Here is a 25,646-nt window from a genome sequence, read left to right as displayed (position 1 = left end):
GGCGAGGATGTCGCGCTCGTCAGCGCCGGCGTCGCGGACTCGGCCGCAATGGCCCGCTTCTCGTTCAAGTTCTGAGGATACTGCCCGGGCGTTTGGGACGAAACGTCCGGCTTAGCGCTCAGAACCCGATCGTCTGCAGCAGCAGGAAACAGCCGGCGGACAGAAGCGCGGCCGCCGGAACGGTGATCACCCAGGCGGCGATGATGGTCATGAAATGCGAGCGGCGCACCAGCTTGCGGCGCGCGCGCTCCTGGCCCGGAATGCGGCGGGCAACCGGCCGCTCCATCTCGATTCGGCGGGCGCGTCGTTCCATGTACCATTCCCGGAAGAAGCCGACGCCGAAGACGCCGCCGACGGCGATATGCGTCGAGCTCACCGGCAGGCCGAGCCATGAGGCGGCAATCACGGTCACGGCGGCGGACAGCGCGACGCAATAGGCACGCATCGGGTTGAGCTTGGTGATCTGGCTGCCGACCATGCCGATCAGCTTCGGCCCGAACAGCACGAGGCCGAAGGAAATGCCGAGCGCGCCGATCATCATCACCCAGAGCGGGATGGCGACTTCGCCGGCAACCGCTGAGGATTTCTGAACATAGGCGATGGCCGCCAGCGGGCCGACGGCATTGGCCACGTCGTTTGCGCCGTGGGCAAAGGACAGAAGCGCTGCCGAGACCACCAGCGGCAGGCGGAACAGCGATTTCAGCGAGCGGTTGCGGTTTTCCAGCCCCGCCGCCTGCCGCCGGATGAACGGCACCGACAGGAGCCACATGGCGATACCCGCAACAACTCCGATCAAAAGCGCCGTGCCGAGATCGATCGAGATGATCTTCTTCAGGCCCTTCAGCGCGAGATAGGCGGCAAAGGCGGCGCTCATCACCCCGATCAGCACCGGCACCCAGACCCGCGCGGCGGCGATCTTGTCCTCGACATAGATCACCCGCCACTTGATGAAGGCGAGCATGGCCGCGGCAATGACGCCGCCAAGCAGCGGCGAGATCACCCAGCTTGCCGCAATCGCCCCCATGGTCGGCCAGTTCACCGTTGCCAGTCCCGCCGCCATGATGCCGGCGCCCATGACGCCGCCGACCATGGAATGGGTGGTGGAGACCGGCGCGCCGATCCATGTCGCAAGATTGACCCAGACCGAGGCCGCCAGAAGGGCCGCCATCATCGCCCGCACGAACACGGCCGTGCTGGCAAGGGCCGAGGGATCGATAATGCCCTTGGAGATGGTGGAGACCACGTCGCCGCCGGCCAGCAGCGCGCCGGCGCTTTCACAAACAGCGGCAATGGCGATGGCGCCGAGCAGCGACAGCGCCTTGGCGCCGACGGCCGGCCCCATATTGTTGGCGACGTCGTTGGCGCCGATATTGAGCGCCATATAGGCGCCGAAGGCCGCCGCCACGACCACCGCCAGGCTTTGCGGCTCGCCGCCGGTAAAGATCGCCGCGGCCACCACGGTCAGCGTCACGAAAACGAGGCTGACGCCGACGCCCACCAGCGGGCGGGCGGTATACATGGTGGCCTCTTCCAGACGCGTCAGACGATTGAGGTCCTTGTCGAGCGTCTTCCAGTGCGGCGTGGCATCATCAGTCACTGTGCATGTCCTTGCAGTCCAAAGGTCCTTCCGGACGGTCCCACGCCGCCTAGCCGCGCCGCGCCGCGCCGATGCGCTTCGGGAAATCCTTCAGAATCGTCTTGAGCTCCGGTTCCTGCACGGCGCGGGCCGCGTCTTCAGGCGTCATCCAGGCGCGCTTGCGTTCGTCCATCTCCGGAAAGCTGTCGAGAAGCGTCTCGACCCGCACCGCATAAACATGGACGTCGGTCGTCACCGGCAGTTCGCCGCCGACAATCTTCTTGTAACGATAGCGCCCGAGCCAGCGGTGATCCCTGTCTGCGGGTTTCACCCCGGCCTCTTCCCAGGCTTCCTGCAGCGCCGTGCCGGCGCCGTCGGTGCCTGTGACCGGCCAGCCCTTGGGGATGATCCAGCGCCTCGTCGTGCGCGAGGTGATGAGCAGAACCTGCGGGCCGTCTGCTCCTTCGCGGTGGCAAAGGGCGGCGATCTGCACGCGCGCGGGCCGCCCCAGAAGGGGCGCGAGGTAATTATTCCAGAAACGGGAAAGCATTCATAAAACCGTCATAAAGCGGAAAAGTGGGGCTTGTTTAGTGAAAAAAGCGCCGGCACTCAAGTCGCAATTGAAGCGTGGACTGCGACGCGGCGCGTTCTGCAAGCCAGTCTTGACTGACGAGAAGCCGTTCAGCCAAGCCGCCTCTTGAGCTTGTCGATCACCGCCTTGGCGAGCGTCTGCGGCTTGACGGCCAGCGCCGGCTCTTCCTGCCCCAGGCGTTCGGCCATGTCCTTCAAGCCAAAGGCGGCGGCCGACTTCAGCTCCTTCAGTTCGTCCCAGGTGACGGGGGTGGCCACCGGGGCGCCGGGCCGGGCGCGGACGGAATAGGGCAGGATCGCGGTCGCGCCGCGTTCATTGCGCAGCCAGTCGATGAAGATCCGCCCCTTTCGCTTTTCCTTCGACATGGTGGCCGTGAAGCGGTCCGGTTCGCGCTCGGCCATCAGATGGGCGAGCGTTTTGGCGAAGGATTTGAGCGTATCCCAGCCAACGGTGCGCCGAAGCGGCACGACAAGGTGAACGCCCTTGCCGCCGGTCACCATCGCATAGGCCTCAAGTCCGATATCGGACAGCAGGGACTTCAGGTCGAAAGCCGCCTGCTTCGTTTCGGCAAAGCCGAGCTTCTCGTCTGGATCGAGATCGAAGACCATCCGGTCAGGTCGTTCCAGCCGGTCGGCGCGCGCCGCCCAGCCGTGAAACTCGATCGTGCCCATCTGGGCGGCGGCGACATAGCCTTCCGCGCCCGAAGCATAGAGATATTCTCCCGTCTCTCCGTCCTTTTCCGCAATGGCGATGCGGGTCAGCTCATCGGGAAAGCCCTTGCCAGCGTGCTTCTGGAAAAAGCACTCCTCCTCGATCCCGGCGGGGCAGCGCAGCAGCGAAACCGGGCGTTCGCCGCAGATTTCGACCATGCGTTCGCCGACGAGACCATAATGCCGGGCGATATCGAGTTTGCTCACCCCGGCCTTCGCAAAGAGTTCGCGGTCCGGATGGGTTATGGTGATGCCCTTGACCGTGGCGTCGCTGCGCGTCTCGTTTTCCGGTGTCACCTCTTCCGCCTCCTTGTCGCCGCGCAGGCCGAGATAGGCGCCGTGGCGCACATGCCCTTCGGCGGTCAGCTCCGCGAACTCGATTTCCGCCACAAGTTTCGGCGTAACCCAGGCAGCATCCCGCGCGATCGCCCCCGGCACATCTTCGAAAGGAGCGGTCTTGCGGGAAAGGCTCTTCAACTTGCCGCCCAGCCGGTCGAGTTCATCCGCCGAAAACCCTGTCCCGGCGCGGCCACGATAGCACAGACGCCCGTCATCCGCATATTGTCCGAGCAACAGCGAGGCGAAGGCGCGGCCCCTTTTCGAAGAGGGCGAATAACCGCCGATGACGAACTCCTGCCGCTTGCCGCACTTGACCTTGCGCCAGCTTTTTGTGCGGCCGTGGCGATAGGGCGCATCGGCCTTCTTGGAGACGATGCCCTCGCCGCCGGCCTTGCAGATCTTCTCGAGAATGTCGCCGCCATTGCCCTCGACCCAGGCCGAAACCCGCACCTTGCCCTCTTCGAGGTCAAGCGGCGCAAGCGCCTCCTCAAGCACCGCCTTGCGCTCAAGAAGGGGGCAGTCGGTCAGCGACCTGCCATTGTGCTCGAGGATGTCGAACACATAATAGAGGAGCGGCGCGCCGTCATGAAGCGCCGCCTGCAACGCGGAAAAGGCCGAGCCGTTTTTGGGAACATCGGCCGCCATGATCTCGCCGTCGAGCAACAGGCTCTCGCCTTCCAGCGCGTCAAAGGCATCGGCAAGCGCCTGGTATTTGTCGGTCCAGTCCTGGCCCGAGCGGGTGAAGAAGCGCGGTCCGCCTTTGCCCACGGCGGCTATGCAGCGATAGCCGTCAAATTTGGTTTCGTGGATCCAGCCCTCGCCTTCCGGCACCGCGTCGTAGAGCGTGGCCAGTTCGGGCTTCCTGAATTTCGGCATTTTCCCGCTGGAAGATCCTGATTTCGACCCGGTCCTTTTCGGCTTCCCATCCTGTTCGATCGCGTCGAGCAAGCGCCCGGTCTTGACGCTGGTCTCAAAGGTGCCCGTCAGATGATCGGCCTCGTCGCCGGCCATGCCGTCGCGCTCCTTGATCAGCAGCCAGTTCTCGCGCCTTTCGCCCTTCCTGCCGCGCATGCGCACCAGCGCCCAGCCGCCGTTCATGCGTTCGCCCTTAAGGCAGAATTTCAGTTTGCCCTCGGAAAGTCCCTGTTCGGGGTCCCCGACCGGTTCCCATGTGCCGCGGTCCCAGACCATGACGGTGCCGCCGCCATACTGGTCCTTCGGGATCGTGCCTTCGAAGCCGGCATAGTCGAGCGGATGGTCCTCGGTGCGCACCGCCAGCCGCTTTTCCCGCGGATCGTCGCTCGGTCCGCGCGTCACCGCCCAGCTCAAGAGCGTGCCGCTCCATTCCAGCCGAAAGTCATAGTGAAGTCGGGAGGCATCGTGTTTCTGCACCACGAAGGAAAGCTTGTCCTTGCGGCTTTTCCTGCGGGTTCCGCGCCCAGGCTCCCCGGTTCGCGAAAAATCGCGGCGCGTCACGTATTCTGCAAGTCTGTCGATCTCGGCCATGTCATGATGCCTTTTTGCGCGTGCCGGTTTTCGGCTTGGCTTTGCCCTTCGCTCCGGATGAGGATTTTCCGCCGCCGGATTTCGTCCCCTCAAGGCTCTTCTTCAAGGCGCCCATCAGGTCCACCACGTTCTCGCCGCCGCCGCCGTCGCCGTGATCTGCCTTGGCGCGCGGCGTGCGACGGTTCTTCTGCTTCTTCGCGAGCAGGTCTTCCAGCGCCTCGCGGTAATGATCCCGGAAATCCTCCGGGCTGAAAGCGGCGGTCTTCTTATCGATCAGCGAGGTTGCCACATCGAGAAGCTCGTCGTCGCTCGCCTCGTCCTCGATCGCGCTGAACAGCGGATCGGCATTGCGGATCTCGTCGGCATAATGCAGAGTCTCGAGCAGAAGTCCGTCGCCGCAGGGACGTACGGCCGCCAGATATTCCTTGCCGCGCATGGTCAGTTGCCCGAGCGCCGTCTTCTGCGAGCGCCGCAGCGCATCGCGGATCACGCGATAGGCATCCTACGCCAGCTCGTCGGCCGGAACGATGTAGTAAGGCTTGTCGAAATAAATGGGCGGAATCTCGCAGGCCCCGACGAACTGGACGAGTTCGAAGGTCTTTTTCGTTTCGAGCCTGATTGCATCGATCTCTTCGGGATCAATCAGCACATATTCGCCGTCCTGCTCATACCCCTTGACGATATCATCCGGGTCAACCGGCCCCACACCTTCGGCCACCTTCTCGTAGCGGATGCGCTTTCCGGTCGGCTCGTGGATCTGTCGGAAGGAAACGCTGGCCGAGCGGCGCGTCGCAGAGTGAAGCTCCACCGCTATCGACACCAGCGAAAGTCGCATCTGCCCTTTCCATATTGCCCGTGATGCCATGCCAGTCTCCCCAGCTCTTTGGCGATTCAACGGCCAGGCCGCGGCAATGTTCCCGGCAGCGAGACGGCGGTGCTGCGCGCCAGTTGCTTCTGAAGCGCAGGGCCTATGTGAAAGCGGCGGGCTGCCGGAGACCGACGCGTCCGGCTCTGTCCCCGCAGCGGCAATAACGGGTGCTCGCGGCGCGAGACGCGCGGCTCAAAACCGCGCATCACCGGCACCAATCGCCGCCGTCCAGCCATATTTTGCGCTGCAAACCTTGCCCTCCAGCGCCCAAATCCGTATTGACTGTCGTCAATGAACCCCGGACCCGGTGAAAACCCGGGTGGCTCTTCCGGCCGCCGATCCGCCGGACAACCATTGAAACTGTTTCACGATCCTCCCGGCCGCCTCTGCCTGCCGGCCGCAAACAGATTTTCAGGGACCATTGATGAACACCAGACATTTCTCACTCGCCCAGTACCGGCAGGAGTGGTTCGGCAATGTGCGCGCCGACACGCTTTCCGGCCTTGTCGTCGCCATGGCGCTCATACCCGAAGCCATCGCCTTTTCCATCATCGCCGGCGTCGATCCCAAGGTCGGCCTGTTCGCCTCCTTCTCGATCGCCGTCATCATCGCCTTTGTCGGCGGCCGGCCCGGGATGATTTCCGCCGCGACGGCGGCAACCGCCGTGCTGATGACCCCGCTGGTCGCCGGCCACGGGCTGGAATATCTGCTGGCGGCCACCGTGCTGGCCGGCGTCATTCAGGTTGTTTTCGGCCTCTTGAAGCTCGGCGCCCTCATGCGTTTCGTCTCGCGCTCGGTGATGACCGGTTTTGTCAACGCGCTGGCGATCCTGATCTTCATGGCGCAATTGCCGGAACTGACGGACGTGACCTTCGTGACCTATGTGCTGGTCGCAGGCGCGCTGGCGATCATCTACCTCCTGCCGCGCGTCACCAATGCCGTTCCCTCCCCGCTCGTCGCCATCGTCGTCATCACCGTGTTGACCATGATCTTCCAGTTCGACGTGCGCAATGTCGGCGACATGGGCGAACTGCCGGATGCTTTTCCGGTCTTCCATCTGCCGATGGTGCCGCTGACGCTTGAAACGCTGATGATCATCCTGCCCTATTCGCTGGCGGTAGCCGTCGTTGGCCTCCTGGAAAGTCTGATGACGGCGCAGCTCATCGACGACCTGACGGATACGCGCTCCAACCGCAACCAGGAATGCGCCGGCCAGGGCATCGCCAATTTCTGCACCGGCTTCATCGGCGGCATGGCCGGCTGCGCCATGATCGGCCAGTCGATGATCAACGTGAAATCCGGCGGTCGCGGACGGTTTTCGACCTTCATTGCCGGCGTTGTTCTTCTCATCCTCGTTGTCGTGCTGGACCAGTGGGTGCGCCAGATCCCGATGCCGGCGCTCGTCGCCGTGATGATCATGGTTTCGATCGGCACCTTCTCCTGGTCATCGATCAAGAACCTGAAGGACCACCCGCGCTCGTCCTCCGTCGTCATGATCTCGGTCGTCGCCGTCGTCGTCGCCACGCACAATCTCGCGATCGGGGTGCTGGTCGGCGTGCTCCTCTCCGGCATCTTCTTCGCCTGGAAGATCGCCCAGCTCTTCGGCGTGCGCTCCGAGCTTTCCGAAGATGGAACAGCGCGGACCTATCATGTCGAGGGCCAGTTGTTCTTCGCCTCGGTGGAGGATTTCAACGCTGCCTTCGATTTCCGCGAAGCACTGGAGAAGGTCGTCATTGACGTCTCGCGCGCCCACATTTGGGATATATCAAGCGTCGGAGCGCTCGATATGGTAGTGATGAAATTCAGGCGCGAGGGCGCCGAGGTCGAGATTGTCGGCCTCAACGAGGCGAGCGCGACCATTGTCGACCGGCTTGCCGTGCACGACAAGCCCGACGCGCTCGAAGACTTCATGAAAGAGGGGCATTAGGGAGATCAATCATGGATAAGCTGACAGCCTTTATCGATAGTTCGAACTATGCCGAAAGCGTGTGCGATCACGCTGCGTGGATTGCCGGCCAGCTCGGCCTTTCCGTGGAGCTCGTTCATGTGCTGGAGCGCAAGCAAGGCCATCATGCGCCGGCCGACCTTTCCGGTTCCATCGGCCTTGGCGCCCGCACCGCGCTTCTGGAAGAACTGGCCGAGCTTGACGCCCAGAACGCCAAGGTGGCGCAGAAACGCGGACGCCTGCTGCTCGAAGGCGCGCTCGAGCGGCTCGCTGCCGAGGGCGTGACCGAGGTCAAGACCCGGCTGCGCAACGGCGATTTCGTCGAGGCGGTCGAAGATGTCGGTGCGGATTCCCGCGTGATCGTCATCGGCAAGCGCGGCGAAGGGGCGGATTTTGCATCCGGTCATCTCGGCTCCAACCTGGAGCGCGCCGTCCGGTCCGCAAAGCAGCCGGTTTTCGTCGCCGCCCGCGCCTTCAAGCCGATCCACAAGGTTCTGGTCGCCTATGACGGCGGTCCGAGCGCCGACAAGGCGGTGGAGCGCGTGATCGGCAGCCGCATTCTCAAGGAAACGGACGCGACGCTTCTGACCGTCTGCAAGGAAGGCGATCCCATGGCCGGCAAGGCCGAGACCGCGCTGAAGCGGCTGCAGGATGCGGGCGTGACGGCGAAGCTCGTCATGCGCCCGGGCCATGCGGAAAAGGTCATCGAGGATGTGACGGCCGAGATTGGCGCCGACCTTCTGGTCATGGGCGCCTACGGGCATTCGCGAATCCGCGCGCTCGTCATCGGCTCGACCACAACGGCGGTCTTGCGCGCCTGCAAGATCCCCGTCTTCCTGGTGCGCTGACGCGCAGATCGCCATATATCGCCGACACAAAAAACCCTCCGGAACGCACGCTCCGGAGGGTTCTTTTCTTTCGCGGTCGCTGGTGACCGGTCGCGCGAAGCGAAATCAGGCGGCGCTGAGGTTTTCAGCGGCGCTCTTGCCGGTGCGGCGATCGGCGACGACTTCGAAGTTGACCTTCTGGCCTTCGGCCAGCGTGGTCATGCCGGAGCGCTCAACGGCAGAGATGTGAACGAAAACGTCCTTGCCGCCGTCTTCCGGTTCGATAAAGCCGTAGCCCTTGGTGGAGTTGAAGAATTTTACAGTGCCGACGCTCATAACGATTTCCTTTCAAATCGTGCGTTCCAAGATCACATGATATCCATCATGCAGTGTCGTTCGATTTTGATAGGAAGACCGTTTCCAGCACTTTCGCGCAGACGTAACTTAGCAAACCAATTCGATGGGACTTTTGTTACGCGACAATCATGACCGGAGCAAGACGCTAAATTTTTATTTTTCGGTACGGTTCCCGCCGCGTACTGTATCGCCGCCGGCGTTTGTCGCGACGGAGCCCGGACAAAAAAAGCCCTCCGTCCGGGAGGAAGGACAGAGGGCGATGCGGATTTTTCGCGTTGAGGCGGGGCCTTCATGCCCTCGCGTCACCGACTTCTTCCGGGGTCTGCCGGCGGCCTCGCTCCTGCGAAGCGGCGGACCCGCGCGCGGCTTCTTACTTTGCAGCCTTGCGGGCGACCCGGCGGATGTCCTCGCGATTGATGCCGAGATCGGCCAGTTCGCGGTTGTTCATGCGGTTCAGTTCGCTGACCGTCTGACGATACTTCATCCAGTTGTTGAAGCTATGTGTCATGCTCATATCATATCTCCCTTCGTTTGAAGGTTTCGGCGCCGCATCCTTGCGGCACACCTGCGTTCCTGACAATTCGGAATATAGAGACTTGCCCGGACTTAAGGCAGAGGGTTTGCGTCAACAGTCCTATGCACTCTATGCAAAGCTCAGAACTTCCGCCTCAAAATTGATCAGAAAACCGGCATCGTTCCGTTGGAGTGCTCCGCTGCCAGACGACGGCGCAAAAAAAATAGCGCTCACCGGGGGAGGAGGATCCGGTGAGCGCCATTTGATGTGGCCGGTGACTGGGAGGAGGAGGAGTATCACCGACCTATCGAAGGGCATTTTGGGAGGAGGAGGAGAATGCCCTTCGAATTCCTGTAATTCTTATGCTGCGCCTAGAGCGCCGTGCGTCCATTCGGACGCACAAAGGACGCTCTAACCTATTGAATCTACGCATCATGCTTTCCGAAAAGCGATTCCGATTTTCGGGCCGATGCGCTAGAATGCGGCCCGGCGTGCGATGCGGCGGATATCTTCGCGATTGATGCCGAGGTCGGACAGTTCGCGGGTCGACATGCGATCCAGTTCACTCACGGTGCGGCGGTATTTCATCCAGTTGTTGAAGCTGCGGGTCACGTTCATGTGTCTATCTCTTCGGTCGGGCGTCGCTTCTGAGGGACGCTCATCATCTTCTGTTGACCCTGATATAATCGTTTCAGTCCGATTGAGGCAGACCCTTTTGAGCAATGCCCCTATGCAAAAAACGCAAGGCTTGCGAAGCACATGCCGCCGGGGCCGCCTGCCCGCGAGAGCAGGTCCCCGAAGGCGGGTCCGGGCGGGACCACCGAACGGCCCCGCCTTCGCTGCATTGCCTGCGACGCCTACTGCATCGACGCCAGCGCCCGGGCAATGCCGCGCACTTCCGAAAGGCCGCGCAGGCGGCCGATCAGCGGATAGCCCGGATTGGTCTTGCGCGACTGATCGTCGAGGATGGCGTGCCCGTGGTCCGGCCGGAAGGGAAGCTGGACGCCCCTGGCCTTCTCGACGTCGAGTGCCGCCCTGACCACGGCGACCATATCGACATCGCCTTCAAGATGCGGTGCCTCGTGGAAGCTCAAACCATCGTCCTCGCGCTTGGTGGCCCGCAGGTGCAGGAAATGCACCCGCTCGCCGTGCCTTTTCAGCATCGCCGGCAGGTCGTTGTCCGCCCGCACGCCGTAGGAGCCGGTGCAGAAGGTAAAGCCATTGGCAAGGCTCGGCACGCGTGCGGCGATCCGGTCCATGTCCTCGACGGTGGAAACGACGCGGGGCAGGCCGAAGAGCGGACGCGGAGGATCGTCGGGATGGATCGCCATCACGGCGCCCGCGTCTTCCGCCATCGGCACCACGATTTCGAGAAAGCGGGAGAGCTGTTCGGCGAGCGCTTCGGCATCGATCGCATCGTAGCGGGCAAGCTGGGCGCGGAAATCGTCCAGCGAGTAGCTCTCCTCCGATCCCGGAAGGCCGGCCAGCACGGTGCCCGTCAGCTTGGCGATCGCATCTTCGGAAAGCGCCTTGAAACGGGCCTCGGCCTTTTCAATAACGTCTGCGGGATAATCGGCTTCCGCCCCCTTGCGACGCAGAATGAAAAGATCGAAGGCCACATAGAGAAGATAGTCGAACCGCAGCGCCAGCGCGCCGTCATCCAGCGGATAGGTGAGGTCGGTGCGCGTCCAGTCCAGCACGGGCATGAAATTGTAGCAGATCGTCTTAACGCCCTCGCGCGCAAGGTTCTGCGCGGAACGGCCCCAGGTCTCGGCCAGCTTCTCCCATCCGGGTTCGGCCGTCTTGATCTTCTCGTGAACGGGAATGCTCTCGACCACGGACCAGGTGAGGCCGGCTGCGGCAATCATGTCGCGTCGCTCGGCGATCTTGTCGCGCTCCCACTCGACGCCGTTCGGCAGCTCGTGCAGCGCGGTGACAATATCGGTCGCGCCCGTCTGGCGCACCTCGGCCAGGGAAATCGGATCATTGGGTCCGAACCAGCGCCAGCTTTCCTTCATCGTATTCTCCTGTCATTTTCAAAAGCAGTCCGGGAACGCCGCGTGCGGGGAAGCAGGAGGCGCGCGTTCCTGACGGCCAGAACTGTTGATTGGGACGCCTTTCGGCAGCGTCGGCAACTAACCCACGATCCGTCCCAGTTCGTGCGAGCCGAACACGTAGCCGTCGAAAGCCGGGTCATCGACATCCGAGAGCTCCATCAGGGTCTCCCGCACGTTCTGAAGATGGGTCCACATCGCCTGGCGCGCGCGCGCCGCATCCTTTTTCTGCAGCGCCTGTAAAATCTCCTGATGGTCCTGAAGCCAGCGGCGGCGATAATCCGTGTCGAACACGCGGGTATGAAGCTGCGCCCACATGCGGCTCTTCTTGCGCTTGCCCCAGAGTTCATCGAGAAGATCGACGAGCACCGCATTCTGCGTGGCAACGGCGATCAGCCGGTGGAAGAGTTCGTCCGCCTCATAGCCGTCATCGGTCCCCTTCTCGATGGCCTCGCGCTCCATGTCGAGCGCCTCGCGCATCCTGCGGATATCGGCCATGGAGACCATTTCGGCGGCAAAGGCGGCAATGGTCGATTCCAGAAGCTGACGGGCCTGCAACAATTCGAACGGGCCGAAATCATCCGGCAGGTCCTCCAGCCGCGGTTCATTCTGCTCGATACCCTGAGGCGGCGTCGCCAGATAGATGCCGGACCCTTTGCGCACGTCGACCAGGCCTTCGAGCTCCAGCGTGATCACGGCCTCGCGCACCAGAGAGCGGCTGACGCCCAACTCCTCGGCCATCTGACGTTCCGTCTTCAGGCGATCGCCCGGCTTGTAGTCCGAATGCGCGATCAGGTCGCGGATTTCGGCGGCCACCTCCTGATAGCGACGTTTTACTGTTTCTCCCATTCTTCAACCTCCTCTGCGGCGACCGCCCGATAGAACTCCTGCAGCACAGCGAAGGATTTCTTTCTGGTGACCTTGTCTGCAGCAACCAGACCCTTTCTGTTGAAGCCGCGCTGGAAAATACCCTGGCGGCGCTCGGTCCTGAAATCATAGAGAATCCAGGGCGACATGCCCTTCACGAAATCAAGGTCTCGCAGCGTGCTGATCTGTTTTTCGTAGACTTCCGCCTGGTAATCCTCGGAGAACAGACCGGACTTGGGTCCGTGCTCGGTGATATCCGCATCGGCGCCGGTCTCGGAGATGACGACGGGCCGGTCGGGCCGGGAATTGGCCAGGATTTTCGGCAGTTCGGAGAAATCCTCGTCATACCAGCCGTAATATTCATTGATGCCGATGATATCGAGATGGGCGGCAAGCCGGTCCTCGATCTTCAGTTTCGCATGATTGACGAGGCAGGCGGCCGCGATCAGCCGGGTCGGGTCCTCCGCGCGCGCCATTTCGGTAAGGCCGCGCATGAAGGCAAGCCGCGCATCGGTATCGGCATTCTCGTTGCCGACGGACCAGATCACGACACTGGCGCGGTTGCGGTCGCGGCGGATGAGTTCCATGAGCTGGTTCCGCGCATCCCGCTCGGTAGCCGGATTGGCGAAATCGATCGCCCAGTAGACCGGGATCTCCGCCCAGACCAGAAGGCCGGCCTCATCGGCCAGTTCCACCGCGCGCTCGTGATGGGGATAATGCGCAAGCCGCACGAAATTGCAGCCCATTTCTTTCGCATCGGCATAGCGCCGGCGCAGGTCGTCTTCGGTGACGACCTTGCCAAGTTTCGCATCGTCCTCATGCACCGAGATGCCGCGCAGCCAGAGCGGCTTGCCGTTCAGCAGGAGTTCGCGGCCCTTGCGGACAATCGTACGAAAGCCGACGCGATCATTCACCCGATCTTGGCCCGCCATAACGGTCACGTCGTAAAGCTTCGGCTTATCCGGCGACCAGAGGATCGGTCCGGCCTCGATGACCGTCTCACCCTTGCCGTCCGTCAGAGGAATATTTTCCTTAATACCCAGTTCGGGTATGGAGACCGTTGCCGTGTCGGCGCCCTCCGCCTCGACGTGAACCCGCAGCGCGTTGTTGCGGCTTTCCGGATCGAGATAGATGAAGAAGTCGCGGATCAGGCTTTCCGGCGTCTCGACCAGCGAGACCTCCCGGTAAACGCCACCGTAATTGAACCAGTCGGTGTTGCGCATCGGCACGCGATCCGTCGTACGCACATTGTTGACGCAGAGCATCAGCCAGTTGCGGCCGTCTTTCAGGCGCCCGGTGAGTTCGGCGAAGAAGGGCGTCGAGCCGCCATAGTGATTGCCGATGAATGCGCCGTTCAGAAACACCTTGCAGTCGTACTGCGCCGCGCCGACGCGCAGGAAGGTGCGCTTGCCGGGCTTCGGCGAGAAGTCGACGGCGCGCGTGTACCAGGCGCTGCCCTCGAAGAAATACCATTTCTCCTTCAGCATCTGCCAGCAGGAGGGCACGGGCACGGTCTCGCCCATATAGGGGTCATAGTCCCAGGGCTCGTCGCGGTCTTCCGGCGCGGCCGGCTCCATGGCAAACCATTTCTGGCGCAGGCCTGTGTCCAGGAGGTCGACACAGAAATTCCAGTCGCCATTGAGCGAGACCTGCTCGCGGTCGCCCATGAAGATCATCGTGGTGTGGTTGAGGTTCTGCGGATTGAAGGGACGGTCATAGTCCTCGTCATGCAGCGCCTGCAGCGCATTTTCCGCCAGTTCTGATCGCTCGAGCATGGTGAACCTCCACCGGTACCTGTCAAATTGCCTGAACCGGCCGGCCACCCGGGGTGGCCGACCAATTTGTCAAGCGACTTAGTTGTCGCTGTAGTTTGCGCCTTCAGCCTGGATACGGTCGACCAGGTCGGCGACAGCCGGAGAGCTGCCCTTGACTTCGTCATACATCGGCTGAACGGCCTCGATGAAGGGCGCCTTGTCGACGGTGTTGACCGTCACGCCCATTTCCTCGATCTCGCCCATCGTCTTGGAAACGATCGCGTCCCACTGTTCGCGGTGGAACTGCATGGCCTCGCCGGCGGCCTCACGGAAGGCGGCCTTGTCGTCATCGGACATGGAGTCCCAGGCGCAGTTCGAGATCACCACGACCGAGGGGATCATGGTGTGTTCGTCGAGCGAGAAATAGTCCGCCACTTCGCCGTGACGCACGGTGGTGAGCGCGGTCGGGTTGTTTTCCGCGCCGTCGACCACGCCCTGCTGCAGGGCGCTGTAGAGTTCGCCATAGGCGAGCGGCGTCGGGCTGCCGCCGAGAAGCTCGACCATGCGGATTGCCGAGGGGCTCGGCTGAACGCGGATCTTCATGCCCTGAAGGTCGGCCGGGGTGTTGATCGGCTTGTTGCCGTAGAAGGAGCGCGCGCCTTCGATCAGGAAGGCGATGCCCTGAAAGCCCTTGTCATGGGACGCATCCAGGATTTCCTGGCCGATCTCGCCGGTCAGCACATCAAACTGATGGTCTTCGCTGAGGAAGAGATAGGGCAGGTTCAGCGCCGAATAGGTCGGCTCGAAGGCTTCAAGCTCGCTGGCATTGCTCTTGGCCATGTCGAGCACGCAGCTCTGGACGAGCTCCATCGATTCGCGCTGATTGCCCAGCTGGCCGTTCGGGAAGACCTGGATGTCCCAGGCGCCGTCGGTCAGCTCGGAGAGGCGATCGCCCATGAACTCCATGGAGATGTGCAGCGGATGGTCCGGCGGGTTGTTGTGGTTGAGGCGAAGCGTGCGCGCCTCGGCGGTTGCGGCAAAGGCGACAGCGGCGACGCCCGTCATCAAAGCGACTTTGGAAAAGATCTTCATATCTTCCTCCCGGCACCCGTTCGTTTGAGGAGAGGTTATCGGACCGCCGCAGAGTGCCTTGTTGCAGCGGATGCGTTTATGGTTGACCAAATTATTTTAGGTGTCAACCAAAATAGATAAATTGGTTGACCAATTTTTTGTTTTGGTTCATGCTCCGACCATCAGCCAAAGGTATCGACCATAGGGCTGCGCAAAGAACTCACTCAAGGGAGGGTCGGATGTCCGAACAAGGAAAACCCGACACGATCAGCCGTCTCGTCGACGGCCTTGCCAACGTGATCGACGCGGTCCTGCGCGTCATCATCGTCGCCGGCTTCTCCGGCATGGTCATCTGCGTGGTGTGGCAGGTCATGAGCCGCTACATCCTGCGCGCGCCGTCAATCTACACCGACGAGATCGCCCGCTTTCTGTTCATCTGGATGGCGCTGGTCGGCGGCGCCTACACCTTCGGCAAGGGCCGGCATCTCGCCATCGAGATCCTGGCGCCGGCGCTTTCGGGCTGGCGGAAGCAGCTTGCCCAGCTTCTCGTCGTCGCGGTCATCGCCTTTTTTGCCGTTGCCGTGATGATCAACGGCGGCGGCGCCCTCGTTGCCCGCACGCTTGCAAACGGACAGGTCTCGCCCGCCCTGCAAATGCCGATGGGCTACATCTACATCGCCATTCCGGTCTCCGGCGCCGTCATTCTCTTCTACTGCCTGCAGATGGCCATCCGCCTTTTTGCCGGCAAGACGCCCGTTGAAGCCGCGCCCGCCGAAGCCGGCGGACCTCTGAACTAAGGGGAGTTCCTTTCATGCTTATGTCCTACGCCCCGCTGGTCCTGTTCGGCAGTTTCATCCTGCTGATGGTGCTCGGCGTTCCGATCGCCTTTGCAATCGGTGTATCGGCCACGGTTACCTTTGCCCTCTTCGTCGGCATCGACCAGTCCTACTTCATCGTTGCCCAGCAGATGTCGTCCGGCCTCGACAGCTTCACCCTTCTGGCGATCCCCTTCTTCATCCTGGCCGGCAACATCATGAACCGCGGCGGCATCGCCCGCCGGCTCATCGATTTCGCCAAGGTGCTCGGCTTTGCCCTGCCCGGCTCGCTCGCCCATGTGAACGTGCTCGCCAACATGATGTTCGGCGCGCTTTCGGGCTCGGCCGTTGCCTCGGCGGCTGCCGTTGGCGGCGTCATGGCGCCGCTGCAGAAGAAGGAAGGCTATGACCCGGCCTATTCGGCTGCCGTCAACATCTCCTCCTGCACCACCGGCCTTCTCATCCCGCCGAGCTCGACCTTCATCGTCTTCTCGCTGATTTCCGGCGGCACCTCGGTCGCGGCCCTCTTCGTGGCCGGTTATGTGCCCGGAATCCTGATGGGCGTCGGCATCATGATCGTCGCCGGCATCATCGCCAAGAAGCGCGGCTATCCGACCCAGCCGCGTCCGACCGCCGGCGAATTCGTCAGGAAGGGCCTCGACGCGCTCCTGCCGCTCGGCCTGATCGTCGTCGTCATGGGCGGCATCATCGGCGGCATCTTCACCGCGACCGAAGCCTCGGCGATTGCCGTCGTCTACACCCTGCTTCTGGCCTTCGTCTGGTATCGAGAGACCTCGCTCAAGCAGCTTCCCTCGATCATCCTCGAATCGGCGATCACCACAGCCGTGGTGCTGCTGATGATCGGCTGCTCGATCGCCATGTCGCGCGCCATGGCCTTCGGCAACATCCCGAACATGATCTCGGATTTCATGCTCGGCCTCTCCGACAACCCGATCATGATCCTCTTGATCCTGAACGTCGTCCTTCTGGTTGTCGGCACCTTCATGGACATGACGCCGGCGCTTCTGATCTTCACCCCGATCCTGATGCCGGTGGTTCAGCAGCTTGGCATGGACCCCGTCCAGTTCGGCGTGATGATGACCCTCAACCTCTGCGTCGGCATCTGCACGCCCCCTGTCGGATCAGCCCTCTTCATCGGCTGCTCGGTCGGCGACACCACGATCCCGAAGGTGATCAAGCCTCTGATCCCCTTCTTCCTGACCCTGATCGCGGTCCTGATGCTCGTCACCTACGTCCCTGCAATCAGCCTCGGCCTGCCGCGCCTGCTTCTGGGCTACGGCGGCTAACGAAACGGGAATACGAATATGCGTACCCTCAAATCCTGGGCGCTCGACGCGCGTGACGCCAATGGCGTCACGCTCACCGTCGACGGCTCCCACACCCTGAAAATCACCGTTCTCGAAGAAGCGCTCTTCCGCATCTCGCTGAAGAAGGCCGGCGACTGGCGGCTTGACCGCACCTGGTCGATCGCGCCGGCAGAGGATGTGCCCTTAGAAGGTCGCGCCCGCGACGATCTTTCCGGCTTCTCCCTGCCGGACTTCACCTGCACCGAAGGCGAGACGCTCGTCATCGAAACCGCCGTCCTCCGGCTCACCGTCGAAAACCCGCTGACCATGCGCTGGGACGCGAGACAGGCTGACGGCACATGGAAGCTGGTGGCCGAAGAGCGCCCCACCGGCGCCTACATGCTCGGCATCCGCGACCACCGCAACAGCCACTTCCTGCTCAGAAAACCCGGCGAGAAGGTCTACGGTCTCGGCGAGAAGGCGGGCGATCTCGAACGCTCCGGCCGCCGCTACGAGATGCGCAACCTCGACGCCATGGGCTATGATGCCAGAACCACCGATCCGCTCTACAAGCATTTGCCCGTCACCTTCACCGTGACGCCCGATGCCGGCGCCTTCTCGGTCTTCTACGACAATCTTGCCTCCTGCTGGTTCGATCTCGGCAACGAGTTCGACAATTACCACAAGCCATTCCGCGCCTACCGCGCGCTCGATGGCGATCTCGACTATTATTTCGCCTGGGCGCCGGAGATGCTGGACCTCGTAAAGGGCCACACACGGCTGACCGGCGGCACGGCCTTCATGCCGCGCTGGGCGCTCGGCTATTCCGGCTCGACCATGGCCTATACCGACCGGCCCAATGCGCAGGAAGAGCTGGAAGGCTTCCTCACCAGGCTCTCCGAACACGACATTCCCTGCGACAGTTTCCAGATGTCGTCCGGCTATACCTCGATCGGCCCGAAGCGCTACGTCTTCAACTGGAATTATGAAAAATTCCCGGATGTCGAGGGCATGACGAAAAAGTTCGCGGATGCGGAACTGACGCTGATTGCCAATATCAAGCCGGCGCTTCTGCAGGATCACCCGCGCTTCAACGAGGCGCTCGACGCCGGCCTGTTCATCACCGACAGCGAGACGAATTCCTATGCGGATGCCGTCTACTGGGACGACAGCGGCGCCCATCTCGATTTCACCAATCCGGCCTCCGTCGCCTGGTGGCAGAAGGGCGTCACCGAGCAGCTCCTGAAAAAAGGCATTGCCTGCACCTGGAACGACAATAACGAGTATGAAATCTGGGATGACGAGGCCCGCTGCAACGGTTTCGGCAAGGAAATCCCGGTCGCGCTGATCCGTCCGCTGCATTCGCTGCTGATGAGCCGCGCCTCCAGGGAAGCACAGGAAGCCTTCGATCCCGATCACCGCCAATATCTGATTTCGCGCGCCGGATGCCCCGGCATCCAGCGCTACGCCCAGACCTGGTCCGGCGACAACTACACGCGCTGGGAAACGGTGCGCTACAATATCCGCATGGGCCTCTCGATGTCGCTGTCGGGCATTTACAATGTCGGCCATGACGTCGGCGGCTTTTCCGGCCCGAAGCCGGAGCCGGAACTGTTCGTCCGCTGGGTCCAGAACGGCATCTTCCACCCGCGCTTCACCATCCACTCCTGGAATGATGACGGCACGGCCAACGAGGCCTGGATGTATCCGGAGGTTCTGCCGCTGATCCGTGACGCGCTCGATTTCCGCTACCGGCTGACGCCCTATCTCTACACGCTGACATGGCTGGCCGCGACGGCCGACGAGCCGATGCTGCGGCCGACCTTCCTCGATCATCCGCACGATCCGCGCACGTTCGAGGAGACAGACGACTTCATGCTCGGCCGTGATCTTCTGGTTGCCAATGTGGTCGACAAGGGCGCCGCCGAGCGGACGGTCTACCTGCCGAAAAACGAAACCGGCTGGTGGGATTTCTGGTCGGGCGAATACTATGCGCCGGGCACGGAGGTGACGCTGCCGGTGACGCTTTCCAGCATGCCGCTTTTCGTGCGCGCCGGAGCCGTCATTCCGCTCTCGGACGGCGCAAACCGCGCCAATGCCAGGGCCGACACGGCCCGCACGCTCGCCGTCTTCCCGGTTCCGGGCGCGTTTTCCGCCGAAACAATCGAGTACGAAGATGATGGCGACACCGTGAACTGGCGCGAGGCTTCGGGCCATGCGGTGACCCGCTACGCCCTTTCCGGCGACGATGCCGGCCTCACGCTCGCCTGGGCGCGCGAGGGCGATTACAGGCCGCCCTACGAGACCGTCCGGATCCTCCTGCCCGAGGGCGAGGCCCGCAAGATCGCCGCGAACGGCATGGCCGACGCCAACGATACGACCGTCAACCGCTGATGGCCCTTCGGGAGAGCTTCGGCTCTCCCGTTTTTCTTCATCCCACGTCTCATTGCCGACGGCGCAAGCCCGCGCCCGCCGTTTTTACGGAAGGAACCCCCATGTCCTCCAACGCCCTTCTTGACCGCGCCGCACCCGATGTCCTGCGCCCCGACTACGACCGCTCGAAGGTCGAAGCCCGCATGTGCCATATCGGCTTCGGCGCCTTTCACCGCGCCCACCAGGCCGTTTATACCGACGACGTCCTGCGCGCCGGCGGCACCTGGGGCTATCGCGAGATCGAACTCAGAGGCCCATCCGCACCGCTGAAGGCGCTCGCTGAACGCGACTATCTCTACAGCGTCGTCGAAAATGCCGCCGACGGGCAGAAGGCCCGCATTTCCGGCGCCGTGGTCGATCATCGCCATATGGAAGACTGCGGCCCCGAGGGCATTATCGCCGCCATTGCCGATGAGAAGATCGCGCTCGTCTCCATTACCGTCACCGAAAAGGGCTACACGCTCGGCGCCGATGGCGGGCTTGACTTCGACAATCCGGCAATCAAGGCCGACCTTGCCGATCCCGATCAGCCGCAAACGGTCGTCGGCACGCTGGTGGCGGCCCTCGCCGCCCGCAGGCGAGCCGGACAGAAGCCCTTCACCGTGCTTTCCTGCGACAACCTGCCTTCAAACGGCAAGCTTGCCCGCCGCGCGGTGATCGATTTCGCCCGGGCCCGCGACAGCGCGCTTGCCGACTGGATCGAGGAGCATGGCCGCTTCCCCTCCACCATGGTCGACCGCATCGTTCCGGCGATGACCGAGGAAAGCTATCGGCTTCTTGCCGAACGGATCGGCACCGAGGACCCCGCAGGCATCGTCTGCGAGCCCTTCCGCCAATGGGTGATCGAGGATGACTTCGTTTCCGGCCGACCGGACTGGGACCGCGCGGGCGCCACCTTCACCGATGATGTCGTGCCGTATGAGAACATGAAGCTCCGCATGCTCAACGGTTCGCACTCCTTCCTCGCCTATCTCGGCTATCTCGGCGGCTATGAAACCATTGCCGAAACCATGCAGGACCCGGCCTATCGAAAGGCCGCCCGAGACCTGATGGCCGAGGAGCAGATCCCGACGCTCAAAGCACCTGACGGAATCGACCTCGACGCCTACGCCGATGCTCTGATCACGCGCTTCGAAAACCCTGCAATTCGCCACCGCACCTGGCAGATCGCCATGGATGGCAGCCAGAAACTGCCGCAGCGCGCGCTGGAATCAATCGCGCATCATCTGAAGAACGGAACCCCGTGCCCCCGTCTTACCCTGCTGGTCGCCGGCTGGATCCGCTATGTCGCCGGCACGGATGACAGGGGCGCTCCGATCGATGTGCGCGATCCGCTCGCGGACAGGCTGAAGGCGCTCGCCAACGGCGGGTCGCCGCGTGAAAAGGTTGAGCGCGTCCTCTCGGGCTCCGGCATGTTTCCCGCAGCGCTCAGGGAAAGCGTCGGTTTCAAGGAAAGCCTCGCCGAAAGTCTCGAAGGCCTTGGCAGAAACGGCGCACGGAAAATGGTTGCCGAGCTCCGATAGATATTTTCGGACATTAAGAGGCTTGGAAGAACAGGCCGTTCCGGCGTTCTCGCCGGAACGGCCTTTGTCTGTCCGACGCATATTCAAACGCAAGAGGCATCGCCTCGTTCGGTGAAGACCGCGGTGGAACGCTGAACGCGGCAGGTCGACGCCGCCAGCAGTTCTCCGAGGAGCGATACGGGGAAAATGGTGCTGCTAGAGAGATTTGAACTCTCGGCCTCTCCCTTACCAAGGTTGCGGGCGTCATGTCCTATCACTTTGTTTTCCTTTTGGTATTTTCGTTCCCGCCTTCCAAGTTCCCGGATTTCTCCCATGGAAGGGCATTAATTGAGGCCGAATAATTGGCGACATTGACGTGCGCGTAACGCAAAACCATACGCTCCGATTTCCATCCACCAAGCTTCTGAAGAGCGATCAGATCGCGATTCGCGGCATAGTGCCAAGTGGCCCAGGTGTGGCGGCAGTCGTGCGGTGTAAAATCTGAAATCCCGGCGCGACGGCAGGCACCTTTGAAGGCCGTCTTGATCTGCCCGCCGCTTTCTTCCTTGACCTCGTAGGGCCTTCCGTCCGGGCGACGAAAGACCGCGCCGTCCCGATGCTCAAGATTGGCGAGCGCAGACAAAACACGAGGATGAAGCGGTACGCCTCTATCCTCGCCATTCTTCGTGTCTTCGAATGAAACATGCGCTCTCGCCAGATCGACATTACGCCAGTCCAGATACAGCGCTTCAGAACAGCGCGCGCCAGTATAGAGAAGGAAGATCACAAGCGGCCTCAGATGCGAAGAGCAAGCAGCAATCAGCCTTTCGGCTTCTTCCGGCGCAAGCCACCGCACCCGGCCGGGCGCTTGTTTGGGCCGCTCGAACAGTACACGCTCGCAAAGCCCCCTCTTCGCCGCGAAAGTCATCACGGCAGAAACCGGCGTGTAAACCTGCCGGTTTCGCGTTGCCGGGCTTCCTTTCGGATGAAGCTTGAAAGCTGCCCGATCAACCGCGTCCTGATCGATCTTGCTAAGAGGCGTCGTGCCGAAATGGTTTGCGACAGGGCCGGTGAAGCGGGTTTCTCCTCCCGCTTCCATGTATTTGACTGCCGCCTCTAGGAAAGTCGCCGTCTTGCGCTTTCCATGGATACTACGGTCGAGGATTTCCGCCTCGCGCCGTATGCGGATTTCTTCCGCCCTTTCCCAGACGTCAGTTCCCGTAGTTTCGTCCACTGTGACGCCACGGATGGTGCCGCGCAGGTACCAGTTTTTGCTTCCGTTGCGTTTGCAGGTTTTGAGGGGTGACATGGCAACGCCTCCAAGAGTGCGGACACATCGGTGTCGGTGAAAATCTTCCGACGCCCGATCTGACGATAGAAGGGATGCGCCTTCAGGTGCTCCTGAAGTGTACGCCTCGAAACATGCAAGGCGCAGGCAACTTCATCCATCGTATATGTTTTGGGCAGGCCCATCACACCGCGCCCCGCCGTTTCTTTAGCCTGCGAAGCGCTATCCGGTCCATCCGTATTGGAGAAGTCCGGCCTCCGACCTTATAGGCATCAATCGTGCCCTTGGCATACATGCGACGGACTGTCTTTTCCGAGCAGCCCAATTCGCAGGCGATTTCGTTGATCCCCAGCGGGCGGTCAGTTTTCCGCATTCTCCCCCTCCAACTCAATCTTGATCTTTTCGACATAGGATTGGGCAACGCGGATCGATCCCGCCAGCAATGCAACCCTGATCGCCAGATCGCCTTCCGCCGCCTCGCCAATCGATTTCGCCGTATCGAGAATGGCCGAAAGCAAGATCGACGCACCATCAGCCTCAATTGCCATTTGCTCCCGGCTCATCAGCGCGCCACCTGATTTTCGGTTGCTTCCAGCCCCTTATAGATAAGCTGGCGCACCGTATCCGACCGCGACGGCATGCGGCGCGTAAACCGGATATCATCGATCTTTTCGAGCACGGTGGCGTCCACCATCAATTGCAGGCGTTCAGATTTTCGTTCCATATCAAGACCTCGCGGCTGTTAACTTCCTGTTAGCCAGAAGTCGCTCTTCCGCGTGAAGATGGCCACTGGCTACTATATAGCTAATAGTCAGTGATCGGTCCATGTCAATGATGATATGGCCATTGGCTATCATTTCTTTAATGGCTAATGGCCGCTATGGATTCCAAATGGCTCCTAAAACAAACGACAAGCAACGTCAGTCAAATCAAGCGGACTACTTTCCTAGCCGCGAACTAGACAAGTACGTCCTCCGCATGCCCGATGGCTTGCGAGATCGCATCAAGCGTGTCGCGGAAGAGAACGGGCGTTCAATGAATGCCGAAATGATCGCCCGCCTCGAAGGCTCTCTAGAGCACGATAAAGTCAGCAGAATCACCAAGGAAGACGTCGAGCACGCCTTAGCAATAGCGCGCGGCGCTGAAGCAAACGAACGCCTTTTGGCCGGACTCGCTGAAAGCTCGGAACGCTTGGAAGCTGTGACACGGCGTCATTTGCTTCATCAGGTATCCGCGCTGCGCTCCATCGCAAGCATGTTCCAGACGTTCATGAAAGCCGTGCAAAGGGAAAAAGGCGTCTTGTCGCCGGATCTCAGCGCTATGGGGGATGACGCGATAGCAAACGCCCATGCTGTAGCGAATGACTGGGAAGCCATCGCCCAAGTTGATGCGAAGTCAGATCGAGATCGCCAAAGCAGGTGACGAAATGCGAATTGTTCTCTTTACAGTCGTTATAGCCCTCTTGGCGGGAGCCGCCCGCGCCGACCTTGCGAACGATATCTCTGCATGCAGAGCAGAAACCGACACATTGAAGAGGTTGGTTTGTTACGATGCCATCACTGTGAAGACCGCACCGGTCGACCCGGCACCAAAACAAACAGCCGGGCAATCTCCCGTCACCGCCTCAAAAATCGAACTTCGATATCAGCCGAAAGACACAGACAACTGGGTTTTCAATAGTCGCGTCGAGGCTTACCCGTCATTCGTCAACAATAGCGACAAAACGGTCGTTGCGATTGGGCTGAAACTCACCATCAAAGACGCATTTGGGGAGAACGTCGTAAACGCAAGAGGCACACTCGATATGATCATCCCACCGGGAGAGACGGTAGAAAGCCCGTCCTATTACTCTTGGGATGACAATCCATTTAGCGGCGATGATCCATTTGACGACCTCGTCGGCCCCGTAAAAACCGGCGTTGCAAAGGCGAGCATAGTCGTCACGGATGTTGTCTACGACGATGGCACAATAGAGAGTTACCAGTAACAGCCGCCAAGAAATGAAAACTGGGCTCGCGGTCCAGCCCTTATTGCGATACCCGTGACAGATGGCAACTATAAAAGACATCTATTTGGCAGAGAAACAGATCGGATATTTTCCGGGATGGTCAGCACCAGAACCCGAAACTGACTATATCTGGTTCAACGCCCCGATAGAAATAGGTGGAGTGACTGAGACGGGCCTCGTTCTGCATGGTGGATGCTACGCGAACCGCCCAGACAGCAATGTCTCGCTGGAACTGCGGATCAGCAAGATCGGCGGGCGCCGGTGCATCCCTATTGAACGCCTTGATTGGCGTGCTATGGAGGGCCACTCGAACCGCCGCAAACCCAAGTCAGCGTGGTCTGGAAAACGCGTCTCTGAAACCCATTTACATGACTTCTATCTTAATTGGTCTGAAAACGAACAGCGTATGCGTTTAGGAGGGTTGACTGTAGCGCGTGAGATAAATGAAGACGTCTCGGATTTTCTGAGACTTCGTGACTATTTCGGAAAACGGCTTAAAATCAACAATATTGAAGTTATTTCCGAGCCGGAGTGGGTATACGATTTCTTCAACGGAGGAAGCTGGTGATGGGTGATCGCGTTCTACTCTCGGAACTTGCCGCCGCTATCGTGCCCGGTCTGGTGTCTTATCGCGATTGGGGTGATGCTAGCTTCATTAGCCTTCCGCTCATTTATCCGAGCGGCTCATTTGTCACGGTGCGGCTGACCTATAGAGCAGGCGGTGTCATCCGCGTAAGTGACTCTGGATTCGCATTTCGCGAAGCAGAGAGCTTTGGCGCGACACGCTCTTTTCCTAGAGTTGCCCGATCAGTTGCTGCGGATTTTGATGTGGAAGTCGACCGGCGTTCACTTTACGTTGACGTCGACAACCCACAAGAAGTTGAACGAGCAATTTTCGATGTGAGCGCCGCGTCACGGGACACGGCAGAACGGATTGTCTCTAGGTCAGCAAATGACGTCGAAGCCGCCATTGCAGATGCTCTGCATGTCAAACTAGACCAGATTTTTCCTTCGGCAGTCGAGCATGAAGGGAGGATCATTGGCGCGTCATCGACTGAATGGGAAGTGACCGCAATAGCTAAATATAAAGGACATTCGGCGATCTTCCAGGCGGTAACCAACTACCCCGTAGCCATATTTAAGGCTAGCACCGCGTTCCATGATTTGGCCGCACTAGACAATCCTCCGACGCTCGTATCTGTTGTGGCCAACAAGGAAGAGATGGGAAAGAACTACAGCATACTCGCGCAAGCGGGAAGAGTCATAGAAATTGGCCAAACCAATGACGCTTTCGTGAGCGCTGCTGCATAGCG

The 25,646-nt window shown here is 61.1% G+C and carries 23 protein-coding genes, 1 pseudogene and 1 other annotated feature; of the genes and pseudogenes, 10 read left to right on the top strand and 14 right to left on the bottom strand.

The annotated features are described in order from the left end of the window. Nucleotides 1–118: 118 nt before the first annotated feature. From AZF01_RS01340 to AZF01_RS01325, 4 genes and pseudogenes are all read right to left on the bottom strand, one after another. Nucleotides 119–1,597, bottom strand: coding sequence for an inorganic phosphate transporter (locus AZF01_RS01340; protein WP_024707773.1), 1,479 nt, complete (start codon nucleotides 1,595–1,597; stop codon nucleotides 119–121). A gap of 49 nt (nucleotides 1,598–1,646) precedes the next feature. Further along, nucleotides 1,647–2,126, bottom strand: coding sequence for an NUDIX hydrolase (locus tag AZF01_RS01335; RefSeq protein WP_024707772.1), 480 nt, complete (start codon nucleotides 2,124–2,126; stop codon nucleotides 1,647–1,649). 131 nt (nucleotides 2,127–2,257) lie between these two features. Further along, nucleotides 2,258–4,723 (bottom strand): DNA ligase D, encoded by a 2,466-nt coding sequence (gene ligD / locus AZF01_RS01330; RefSeq protein ID WP_024707771.1) that lies wholly within the window; start codon nucleotides 4,721–4,723, stop codon nucleotides 2,258–2,260. 1 nt (nucleotide 4,724) lies between these two features. Continuing rightward, nucleotides 4,725–5,558 (bottom strand): annotated as a pseudogene (locus tag AZF01_RS01325) (Ku protein). A gap of 330 nt (nucleotides 5,559–5,888) precedes the next feature. Next, nucleotides 5,889–5,944, top strand: a sequence feature (sul1 is cis-regulatory element that is thought to sense ions involved in sulfur or methionine metabolism; They are found in Alphaproteobacteria). Between the two features lie 71 nt (nucleotides 5,945–6,015). Between AZF01_RS01325 and AZF01_RS01320 the strand changes: the two are divergent. Then, the gene (locus AZF01_RS01320; RefSeq protein ID WP_024707770.1) at nucleotides 6,016–7,518 is read left to right on the top strand and encodes a SulP family inorganic anion transporter; all 1,503 of its coding nucleotides are present in this window, start codon (nucleotides 6,016–6,018) and stop codon (nucleotides 7,516–7,518) included. A gap of 11 nt (nucleotides 7,519–7,529) precedes the next feature. Beyond that, nucleotides 7,530–8,384, top strand: a complete 855-nt coding sequence (locus AZF01_RS01315; protein ID WP_024707769.1) for a universal stress protein — start codon at nucleotides 7,530–7,532, stop codon at nucleotides 8,382–8,384. 105 nt (nucleotides 8,385–8,489) lie between these two features. Here the strand turns inward: AZF01_RS01315 and AZF01_RS01310 are convergent, their stop codons facing one another. The 7 genes from AZF01_RS01310 to AZF01_RS01290 form a co-directional block, all read right to left on the bottom strand. Next, a complete protein-coding gene (locus AZF01_RS01310; RefSeq protein ID WP_024707768.1) occupies nucleotides 8,490–8,699 on the bottom strand; it encodes a cold-shock protein in 210 nt (69 codons plus the stop codon). 391 nt (nucleotides 8,700–9,090) lie between these two features. After that, nucleotides 9,091–9,234 carry a DUF1127 domain-containing protein gene (locus AZF01_RS23355; RefSeq protein WP_081725757.1) on the bottom strand — a complete coding sequence of 48 codons (144 nt, stop codon included), beginning with the start codon at nucleotides 9,232–9,234 and terminating at the stop codon, nucleotides 9,091–9,093. A 474-nt stretch (nucleotides 9,235–9,708) separates the two neighbouring features. After that, complete coding sequence (locus AZF01_RS23350) at nucleotides 9,709–9,852, bottom strand: DUF1127 domain-containing protein (protein WP_081725756.1); 144 nt, start codon at nucleotides 9,850–9,852, stop codon at nucleotides 9,709–9,711. 239 nt (nucleotides 9,853–10,091) lie between these two features. After that, nucleotides 10,092–11,252, bottom strand: a complete 1,161-nt coding sequence (gene uxuA / locus AZF01_RS01305; protein ID WP_024707767.1) for a mannonate dehydratase — start codon at nucleotides 11,250–11,252, stop codon at nucleotides 10,092–10,094. 117 nt (nucleotides 11,253–11,369) lie between these two features. After that, a complete protein-coding gene (locus AZF01_RS01300) occupies nucleotides 11,370–12,137 on the bottom strand; it encodes an FCD domain-containing protein (protein ID WP_024707766.1) in 768 nt (255 codons plus the stop codon). Continuing rightward, nucleotides 12,122–13,930 carry a glycoside hydrolase family 2 protein gene (locus AZF01_RS01295; protein ID WP_024707765.1) on the bottom strand — a complete coding sequence of 603 codons (1,809 nt, stop codon included), beginning with the start codon at nucleotides 13,928–13,930 and terminating at the stop codon, nucleotides 12,122–12,124. The genes AZF01_RS01300 and AZF01_RS01295 overlap by 16 nt, the downstream gene beginning before the upstream one ends. A 78-nt stretch (nucleotides 13,931–14,008) precedes the next feature. Beyond that, on the bottom strand, nucleotides 14,009–15,001 hold the full coding sequence (locus AZF01_RS01290; protein WP_081725755.1) for a TRAP transporter substrate-binding protein: 993 nt from the start codon (nucleotides 14,999–15,001) through the stop codon (nucleotides 14,009–14,011). A 218-nt stretch (nucleotides 15,002–15,219) separates the two neighbouring features. Here AZF01_RS01290 and AZF01_RS01285 point away from each other — a divergent pair, with 218 nt between their 5' ends. From AZF01_RS01285 to AZF01_RS01270, 4 genes are all read left to right on the top strand, one after another. Continuing rightward, nucleotides 15,220–15,777 (top strand): TRAP transporter small permease, encoded by a 558-nt coding sequence (locus AZF01_RS01285; RefSeq protein ID WP_024707763.1) that lies wholly within the window; start codon nucleotides 15,220–15,222, stop codon nucleotides 15,775–15,777. Between the two features lie 14 nt (nucleotides 15,778–15,791). After that, nucleotides 15,792–17,102: a TRAP transporter large permease gene (locus tag AZF01_RS01280; protein ID WP_197489627.1), complete on the top strand. Its 1,311-nt coding sequence runs from the start codon at nucleotides 15,792–15,794 to the stop codon at nucleotides 17,100–17,102. 18 nt (nucleotides 17,103–17,120) lie between these two features. Then, the gene (locus AZF01_RS01275) at nucleotides 17,121–19,496 is read left to right on the top strand and encodes a glycoside hydrolase family 31 protein (RefSeq protein WP_024707761.1); all 2,376 of its coding nucleotides are present in this window, start codon (nucleotides 17,121–17,123) and stop codon (nucleotides 19,494–19,496) included. A 101-nt stretch (nucleotides 19,497–19,597) separates the two neighbouring features. Beyond that, a complete protein-coding gene (locus tag AZF01_RS01270; RefSeq protein WP_024707760.1) occupies nucleotides 19,598–21,058 on the top strand; it encodes a mannitol dehydrogenase family protein in 1,461 nt (486 codons plus the stop codon). A gap of 253 nt (nucleotides 21,059–21,311) precedes the next feature. Here the strand turns inward: AZF01_RS01270 and AZF01_RS01265 are convergent, their stop codons facing one another. From AZF01_RS01265 to AZF01_RS23775, 3 genes are all read right to left on the bottom strand, one after another. Continuing rightward, nucleotides 21,312–22,346, bottom strand: a complete 1,035-nt coding sequence (locus tag AZF01_RS01265; RefSeq protein ID WP_024707759.1) for a site-specific integrase — start codon at nucleotides 22,344–22,346, stop codon at nucleotides 21,312–21,314. A 338-nt stretch (nucleotides 22,347–22,684) separates the two neighbouring features. After that, on the bottom strand, nucleotides 22,685–22,888 hold the full coding sequence (locus AZF01_RS24215) for a hypothetical protein (RefSeq protein ID WP_161633021.1): 204 nt from the start codon (nucleotides 22,886–22,888) through the stop codon (nucleotides 22,685–22,687). Beyond that, nucleotides 22,888–23,049: a hypothetical protein gene (locus AZF01_RS23775; RefSeq protein WP_156484714.1), complete on the bottom strand. Its 162-nt coding sequence runs from the start codon at nucleotides 23,047–23,049 to the stop codon at nucleotides 22,888–22,890. Before AZF01_RS23775 ends, AZF01_RS24215 begins: the two co-directional genes overlap by 1 nt. Nucleotides 23,050–23,150: 101 nt before the next feature. On the opposite strand from AZF01_RS23775, the gene AZF01_RS01255 reads away from it, so the two are divergent. The 4 genes from AZF01_RS01255 (at nucleotide 23,151) to AZF01_RS01240 (ending at nucleotide 25,644) form a co-directional block, all read left to right on the top strand. Then, complete coding sequence (locus AZF01_RS01255; protein WP_244435542.1) at nucleotides 23,151–23,747, top strand: Arc family DNA-binding protein; 597 nt, start codon at nucleotides 23,151–23,153, stop codon at nucleotides 23,745–23,747. Then, on the top strand, nucleotides 23,713–24,312 hold the full coding sequence (locus AZF01_RS01250; RefSeq protein WP_210180157.1) for a hypothetical protein: 600 nt from the start codon (nucleotides 23,713–23,715) through the stop codon (nucleotides 24,310–24,312). The genes AZF01_RS01255 and AZF01_RS01250 overlap by 35 nt, the downstream gene beginning before the upstream one ends. A gap of 85 nt (nucleotides 24,313–24,397) precedes the next feature. Then, nucleotides 24,398–24,901: a hypothetical protein gene (locus AZF01_RS01245; RefSeq protein WP_156484713.1), complete on the top strand. Its 504-nt coding sequence runs from the start codon at nucleotides 24,398–24,400 to the stop codon at nucleotides 24,899–24,901. Continuing rightward, on the top strand, nucleotides 24,901–25,644 hold the full coding sequence (locus tag AZF01_RS01240; protein ID WP_024706313.1) for a hypothetical protein: 744 nt from the start codon (nucleotides 24,901–24,903) through the stop codon (nucleotides 25,642–25,644). Before AZF01_RS01245 ends, AZF01_RS01240 begins: the two co-directional genes overlap by 1 nt. Nucleotides 25,645–25,646: the final 2 nt, after the last annotated feature.

This window comes from Martelella sp. AD-3, from assembly GCF_001578105.1.
GTDB lineage: Bacteria > Pseudomonadota > Alphaproteobacteria > Rhizobiales > Rhizobiaceae > Martelella.
Note: the sequence above shows the minus strand (reverse complement) of the source record. Positions and strands in the feature narration are given on the sequence as shown.